Source organism: Nocardioides sp., from assembly GCF_035703625.1.
Taxonomy (GTDB): domain Bacteria; phylum Actinomycetota; class Actinomycetes; order Propionibacteriales; family Nocardioidaceae; genus Nocardioides.
Window position 1 is genome coordinate 1 of record NZ_DASSXS010000088.1, and the last position, 7,504, is coordinate 7,504.

General features: G+C 71.7%; 8 protein-coding genes. All 8 read left to right on the forward strand.

Translation table 11 applies throughout. The annotated features are described in order from the left end of the window. On the forward strand, positions 1-877 hold an 877-nt coding region (locus VFN12_RS04555), incomplete at its 5' end, for a Rossmann-like and DUF2520 domain-containing protein (protein ID WP_325117412.1). Next, positions 874-1,761 carry a pantoate--beta-alanine ligase gene (gene panC, locus VFN12_RS04560; protein WP_325117413.1) on the forward strand — a complete coding sequence of 296 codons (888 nt, stop codon included), beginning with the start codon at positions 874-876 and terminating at the stop codon, positions 1,759-1,761. The genes VFN12_RS04555 and panC, both read left to right, overlap by 4 nt. A 22-nt stretch (positions 1,762-1,783) precedes the next feature. Continuing rightward, a complete protein-coding gene (gene panD / locus VFN12_RS04565) occupies positions 1,784-2,203 on the forward strand; it encodes an aspartate 1-decarboxylase (RefSeq protein WP_325117414.1) in 420 nt (139 codons plus the stop codon). 9 nt (positions 2,204-2,212) lie between these two features. Then, a complete protein-coding gene (locus tag VFN12_RS04570) occupies positions 2,213-3,877 on the forward strand; it encodes an L-aspartate oxidase (RefSeq protein WP_325117415.1) in 1,665 nt (554 codons plus the stop codon). Further along, on the forward strand, positions 3,874-4,836 hold the full coding sequence (gene nadC, locus VFN12_RS04575) for a carboxylating nicotinate-nucleotide diphosphorylase (RefSeq protein ID WP_325117416.1): 963 nt from the start codon (positions 3,874-3,876) through the stop codon (positions 4,834-4,836). Before VFN12_RS04570 ends, nadC begins: the two co-directional genes overlap by 4 nt. A gap of 1 nt (position 4,837) precedes the next feature. Next, positions 4,838-5,608, forward strand: coding sequence for a type III pantothenate kinase (locus tag VFN12_RS04580; protein ID WP_325117417.1), 771 nt, complete (start codon positions 4,838-4,840; stop codon positions 5,606-5,608). A 111-nt stretch (positions 5,609-5,719) separates the two neighbouring features. Then, the gene (locus VFN12_RS04585) at positions 5,720-6,040 is read left to right on the forward strand and encodes an Lsr2 family protein (RefSeq protein WP_325117418.1); all 321 of its coding nucleotides are present in this window, start codon (positions 5,720-5,722) and stop codon (positions 6,038-6,040) included. Positions 6,041-6,284: 244 nt separating this feature from the next. Beyond that, the coding region (locus VFN12_RS04590) for a Clp protease N-terminal domain-containing protein (protein WP_325117419.1) at positions 6,285-7,504 on the forward strand (1,220 nt) is incomplete at its 3' end.

The window sequence follows — 7,504 nt, forward strand, 5'->3', positions numbered from 1 at the left end:
GGTCCTGGCCGCGGCCCTCCGCGAGGCCGGACACGAGATCGTGGCGGCCGCAGGTGAGTCCGACGCCTCCCGTCACCGGATCGCCGACCTGCTGCCCGGCGTACCGAACGAGAAGCCGACCGCGGTGGCCCGCGCCTGCGACGTCCTGCTGCTGACGGTTCCCGACGACATGCTGGCCAACGTGGTCTCGATGTTGTCCGCCAGCGGCGCCATCCACCCCGGTCAGCACGTCGTGCACACGTCGGGGCGGCACGGACTGGCAGTGCTCGCGCCGGCGATCGGTGTGGGTGCTCTCCCGGTGGCGATGCACCCGGCCATGACGTTCACCGGCACCGCGGTCGACCTGACCCGGCTGCCGGGCTGCGTCCTCGGCGTCACCGCCGGCGTCGGGGAGCGGGCCTTCGTCGAGGGGCTCGCCGCAGACCTCGGCGGCACCACGATGTGGGTGTCGGAGGAGCGGCGCAGCCTCTACCACGCGGCGCTCGCCCACGGTGCCAACCATCTCGTCACCCTCGTGGCCCAGGCGATGGAGCTCCTCGACGCCGCGGGTGCCGACGACCCGGCGGGCACGCTGCGCCCGCTGCTGACCGCGGCTCTCGACAACGCGCTCGACCAGGGCGATGCCGCCCTCACCGGGCCGATCGTGCGAGGGGACGTCGAGACGGTGCGAGGGCATCTCGCGGAGCTGCGGGCCACGGCGCCCCACAGCCTGCCGTCGTACGTCGCACTCGCCCGCGCCACCCTCGATCGCGTCGTGACCGACGGGCGCCTCCTGCCCATCCGGGCCGCCAAGCTCCGGGGTGTCCTGGACGCTGCGGACGAGAACCGCCCCGGCGCGCCCCGCACTCCGTCCGGACGCCGGCAGCAGACGCGATGACCGCCAGCCCCCTCCTCGCGACGACGCGCGAGGAGCTCGCCGGGCACCTCGACCCGGCTCGACGCGACGGGGAGGCCGTCGCCTTCGTCCCCACCATGGGGGCGCTCCACGACGGGCACGCGCGTCTCATGCAGGTCGCACGTGAACGGTCCACCGGGCCGGTCGTCGTCTCGATCTTCGTCAACCCCCTGCAGTTCGGCGTGGGCGAGGACCTCGACCGCTACCCCCGCCCGCTCGAGGAGGACCTGAAGGTCTGCGAGCGCGAGGGGGTCGACATCGTGTTCCTCCCGGGCGTCGACGAGGTCTACCCCGGCGGGGACCCGCAGGTCACCGTCGAGCCGGGCCCGCTCGGCACGGTCCTGGAGGGCGCCGTCCGTCCCGGGCACTTCCGGGGGGTGCTGACCGTCGTGGCGAAGCTGTTCGGCCTCGTCCGGCCGGGCATCGCCGTGTTCGGGCAGAAGGACTACCAGCAGCTCGTCCTGGTCCGGCGGATGGTGCGCGACCTGTGCCTGGACGTCGAGGTCGTCGGGGCCGAGACCCAGCGGGAGCCGGACGGGCTGGCCCTCTCCAGCCGCAACAGCTACCTCGACGCCGCGCAGCGCCGTCAGGCCACGGTGCTGAGCCGCGGCCTCCTGGCTGCCCGCGATGCGGCCGGCCGGGGGCCCGAGGCGGCGCTGGAGGCGGCCCGGACCGAGCTCGGCAGGACCTCGGGCGTCGAGCTCGACTACCTGGTCGTCACCGACCCCGAGCTCGGGGAGCTGCCGCCGGACCCGCCCGCGGGCACCGCGGGCCGGATCCTCGTCGCGGGCCGGGTCGGGTCGACGCGGCTCATCGACAACCTGCCCCTCACCTTCGGCCCCGGCCCCCTGGCCGAGAGCCACTGACAACAGTCCGGAAGGCACCCAGATGCTGCGCACCATGATGAAGAGCAAGATCCACCGGGCCACCGTGACCCAGGCCGACCTCCACTACGTGGGCTCGGTGACGGTCGACGAGGACCTGCTGGACGCCGCGGACCTGCTGCCGGGCGAGCTGGTGCACATCGTCGACATCACCAACGGCGCCCGGCTCGAGACCTACACCATCGCCGGTGAGCGTGGCAGCGGTGTCATCGGCATCAACGGTGCCGCGGCCCGGCTCGTGCACCCCGGCGACCTGGTGATCCTGATCGGCTACGGCCAGATGGACACCGAGGAGGCCAGGCGGCACCAGCCGCACGTGGTCTTCGTGGATGCCGACAACAAGATCCTGGACACGGGCTTCGACCCGGCCGAGACGTTCGACGGGTCCGGCTTGGTGCGTGGTGACGCCACCGCCGGGCGCTAACCTGCGCCCATGAGCGCGAACCCCGGGGGACGGGCCCCAGCCCGACTCCTGGCGCCCGATCCGGGCTGGACCACGGAGTGCGACGTGGTGGTCATCGGGTCCGGCATCGCCGGCCTGACCGCCGCGCTGCGGCTGCGTGACCGGGTCGACAAGGTCCTCGTGGTCACCAAGGACGTCCTCGACGCCGGCTCGACCCAGTGGGCGCAGGGTGGCATCGCCGCGGCCCTCGGGCCGGGTGACACCCCCGAGCAGCACGAGCACGACACCCTGGTCGCCGGAGCTGGCGCGTGCGACCGCGACGCCGTCAGGGTGCTGGTCACCGAGGGCCCGGAGGCGGTCCGCGAGCTCATCGCGCTCGGCACGATCTTCGACCACGACCCCGACGGGGAGCTGTCCCTCACCCGCGAGGGCGGACACCTGCGCGACCGGATCGCGCACGCGGGCGGTGACGCCACCGGGGCAGAGATCCAGCGGGCCCTGATCGCCGCCATCGAGCGGGCGCCCGAGATCGAGGTCATCCCGCACGCCCTGGCGGTCGACCTGCTCCTCGACGACGAGGGCGGCGTCGCCGGCGTGACGGTCCACGTGATGGGTGAGGGCCAGCGGGACGGGGTCGGCGCGGTGCACTGCCGCGCCGTCGTACTGGCGTCCGGGGGGCTCGGCCAGGTCTTCTCGCAGACCACGAACCCCGCGGTGGCCACCGGCGACGGCGTCGCGATCGCGGCGCGTGCGGGCGCGGTGCTGCGCGACCTCGAGTTCGTGCAGTTCCACCCGACCGTGATGTACCTCGGCCCGGAGTCGCGCGGACAGCAGCCACTGATCTCCGAGGCGGTGCGCGGCGAGGGGGCGTTCCTCGTCGACTTCGCCGGGCGCAGGTTCATGCAGGGTCAGCACGAGCTGGCCGACCTCGCGCCGCGCGACGTGGTCGCCAAGGCGATCACCCGCGAGATGTTCGAGACCGGCCAACCCCACATGTGGCTGGATGCCCGGCACCTCGGCGCGGGCTTCTGGGAGCGCCGGTTCCCCACCATCCTCGCGACCGCTCGCCGGTACGGCGTCGATCCGGTGACCGAGCTGATCCCGGTCGCACCGGCCTGCCACTACGCCTCGGGCGGAGTCGCCACCGACCTGTGGGGGCGCACCAGCGTCCCCGGCCTCTACGCCACCGGCGAGGTCGCCTGCTCGGGGGTCCACGGTGCCAACCGGCTGGCCTCGAACTCGCTCCTGGAGGGGCTGGTCTTCTCCCGGCGGATCGCCCAGGTCCTTCCCGACGAGCTGCGCGAGCGTGACCGGCCGGTGCCCGATCCCCGAACCCCGGGCCTGGTGAGCGGCAGCGCCCGGCGCGAGCTGCAGGAGGCGATGACCGCCTGGGTCGGGGTGCTGCGCTCCGCGTCCGGGCTCGCCGAGGCGGAGATCCTGATCGACAAGCTGGCGGGTGACACCACCGAGCTCGTCGACCAGGAGTCCTGGGAGACCACCAACCTGCTGACCGTGAGCGCCGCCCTGGCTGCCGCGGCTGCGCTGCGGGAGGAGACCCGCGGATCGCACTGGCGCGAGGACTTTCCCGACCGGGACGACGACCGCTGGTCGGGCCACTTCGACTGCGTGCTGGTCGACGGGACGACCCGGGTGACGTTCGCGCCGGCGACCCCGACGGACCGGGAGGACTCGTGATCGCCAGGACCCCCCACTCCGACCTGCCGGGGGACCTCATCACGGAGCTGCAGGAGGCCGGCCTCGACCCCCGGGCCGTGCACGCCGCGGTCGCGGCCGCGGTGGAGGAGGACCTGCCGGGCGGCGGCGAGGACGTCACCAGCTCCTCGACCATCCCCGGCGACGTCCGGGGAACGGCCGACTTCGCCGCCCGCGAACCCGGCACGGTCGCCGGCCTGGCGGTGGCCGCCGTCGTCTTCGCCTACGTCATGGGCGAGGACGTCGAGATCGCCGACCGGGCAGCCGACGGAACCCCGGTCGCCGCAGGAGACGTGGTGATGAGGGTGTCCGGGCCGGTCCGCGGGCTGCTGACCGCCGAGCGGACCGCCCTCAACTTCGCCTGCCACCTCTCCGGCATCGCCACTGCCACCGCCGCGTGGGTCGACGCCCTGTCCGGGACCCGGGCGCGCGTGCTCGACACCCGCAAGACGCTGCCCGGGCTCCGGTCGCTCCAGAAGTACGCCGTGCGCTGCGGGGGTGGGGTCAACCACCGGTTCAGCCTGTCCGACATGGCGATGGTCAAGGACAACCACGTGATCGCTGCCGGCGGCGTGGTCCCGGCGCTCGAGGCGGTCCGTGCCGCCTACCCCGACGTTCCGGTCGAGGTCGAGGTGACCGACCTCGGCCAGCTCGAGGAGCTGCTCGACGCCGGCTGCGAGCGCATCCTCCTGGACAACATGGACGACGCCACGATGGCCGAGGCGGTCCGGGTGACCGATGGCCGCGCGACCCTGGAGGCGTCGGGCGGGCTCACGCTCGAGCGTGCGCAGGCGGTCGCCCGCACCGGGGTGGACTTCATCTCGGTGGGCGCACTCACCCACTCGGTCCGCGTGTTCGACATCGGCATGGACCTCTCGCCCCACCACGTCGCCGGCTCGGCTCCCGCCGCCTCGGGGACCCCGAAGGTGCGGGAGGCCTGACATGTCGCTGCTGGCGGCCGACATCGGCAACACCGACACCGCACTCGGCCTGATCACGGACGGAGCGGTCTCCGCTCACTGGCGGGTGTCGACCCTGGAGCACCGCACCTCGGACGAGTGGGCGGTGCTCCTGCGGGGGCTGCTCGCCGAGCATGCCGGGATCTCGGGGATCGCGGTGTGCTCGACCGTCCCCGCCGTGCTCCACGAGTGGCGGGCGATGCTGCCCGAGCACTTCGGCGGGGTGCCCCACGTGGTGGTCGAGCCCGGGGTCCGCACCGGCATCCCGGTCCTCGTCGACAACCCGCGCGAGGTGGGATCTGACCGCATCGTCAACGCTCTTTCCGCCGCCACCGACTACGGCGGGCCGGCCATCGTGGTCGATTTCGGCGGGACCGCCACGACCTTCGACGTGGTGAGCGAAAAGGGTCAGTACGTCGGTGGGGCGATTGCCCCGGGAATCGAGATCTCCCTCGAAGCGCTCGGCCGCCGCGGCGCCCAGCTGCGGAAAGTGGAATTGCAGCGACCGCGTTCGGTGATTGCGAAGAACACGGTCGAGGCATTGCAGTCCGGAATGGTCTTCGGCGTCGCCAGCCAGGTCGAGGGGCTGGTCGCTCGGCTCACGGCGGAGCTCGGCGCAGCGCCCGAGGACGTCACGGTCATCGCCACCGGTCATCTGGCTCCGCTCGTGATGGGCGAGTGCCGCTGCTTCACCGACCACGCGCCGTGGCTCACCCTGCGTGGTCTGGAGCTGGTCTTTTCCCGAAACGTCTGAGGTCCTTTGTGCGCGAATGTTTTCCCGCTGGTTCAATCCGCAATTCGCACCCCGGATAACTTCATGACATGCTGCGCTCGACAATTCCCTGGAAAAGACGGGTGAAAAGAAATGGCGCAAAAGGTTCACATCGTGCTGGTCGATGATCTCGACGGATCCGACGCCACCCAGACGGTGTCGTTCGGCCTCGACGGGACGTCGTACGAGATCGACCTCAACGACAAGAACGCCGCCGCGCTGCGCGACGTGCTGAGCGGCTACATCGGCCACGCCCGCAAGGTGAGCTCGTCGTCCCGCAGGCGCAAGTCCACCGCCACCTCGGGCCCCGGCGCCTCCGAGATCCGTGACTGGGCCAAGGCCAACGGGATGAAGGTCTCCGACCGTGGCCGGGTGTCGGCCGAGGTCCGCCAGGCCTACGAGGCCGCTCACTGACCCCGGGCAGGTTGCCTGTCGGCTCACTGGGTTTCGACACGCTCGCACGCCCTCGCAGGCTCGGGCGCGTCGCTTGCTCAACCTCCCCGAGCCCACGGTGCCCGCTCGTTCCTCGCGGGCACCTGCTCGGTGATGTTCGCTCAGAGCAGACCCATCTCGGGAACGCGTAGGCTTGTGACAGGGTTGAACACCATGTCCCGCTGAAACCAAGGGGGGCGGCCCCGGAGTTGGCAGGAGAGATGCAATGTTCGAGCGGTTCACCGACCGAGCCCGCCGGGTGGTCGTGCTGGCCCAGGAAGAGGCCCGCATGCTCTCCCACAACTACATCGGGACCGAGCACATCCTGCTCGGCCTGATCCACGAGGGCGAAGGAGTCGCCGCCAAGGCACTCGAGAGCCTGGACATCTCGCTCGAGGCGGTGCGCGCCCAGGTCGAGGAGATCATCGGGCAGGGCCAGCAGGCGCCGAGCGGCCACATTCCCTTCACCCCGCGCGCCAAGAAGGTCCTCGAGCTCTCCCTGCGCGAGGCGCTGCAGCTCGGCCACTCCTACATCGGGACCGAGCACATCCTCCTCGGCCTGATCCGGGAGGGCGAGGGAGTCGCAGCGCAGGTCCTGCAGAAGCTCGGCGCCGATCTCAACCGCGTCCGCCAGCAGGTGATCCAGCTGCTGTCGGGCTTCCAGGGCAAGGAGTCCGCGGGCGCCGGCGCCACCACCGGTGCCTCAGGCGGCGACGCGCCCAGCTCCTCGCTGGTGCTCGACCAGTTCGGACGCAACCTCACCCAGGACGCCCGCGAGGGCAAGCTCGACCCGGTCATCGGCCGGGAGCAGGAGATCGAGCGGGTCATGCAGATCCTGTCCCGGCGGACCAAGAACAACCCGGTCCTGATCGGCGAGCCCGGCGTCGGCAAGACCACCATCGTCGAGGGTCTGGCGCAGGACATCGTCAAGGGCAACGTCCCCGAGACCCTCAAGGACAAGCAGATCTACACCCTCGACCTCGGCGCGCTGGTCGCCGGGTCGCGCTACCGCGGCGACTTCGAGGAGCGGCTCAAGAAGGTCCTCAAGGAGATTCGCACCCGCGGCGACATCGTGCTGTTCATCGACGAGATCCACACCCTCGTCGGGGCCGGCGCGGCCGAGGGAGCCATCGACGCGGCCTCGATCCTCAAGCCGATGCTGGCTCGCGGCGAGCTGCAGACGATCGGTGCCACCACCCTCGACGAGTACCGCAAGTACCTCGAGAAGGACGCCGCGCTCGAGCGTCGCTTCCAGCCGATCCAGGTCGCCGAGCCCTCGATCGCCCACACGATCGAGATGCTCAAGGGGCTGCGCGACCGCTATGAGGCCCACCACCGCGTGACGATCACCGACGAGGCCCTCGTCTCGGCCGCGACGCTGGCCGACCGCTACATCTCCGACCGGTTCCTGCCCGACAAGGCCATCGACCTGATCGACGAGGCCGG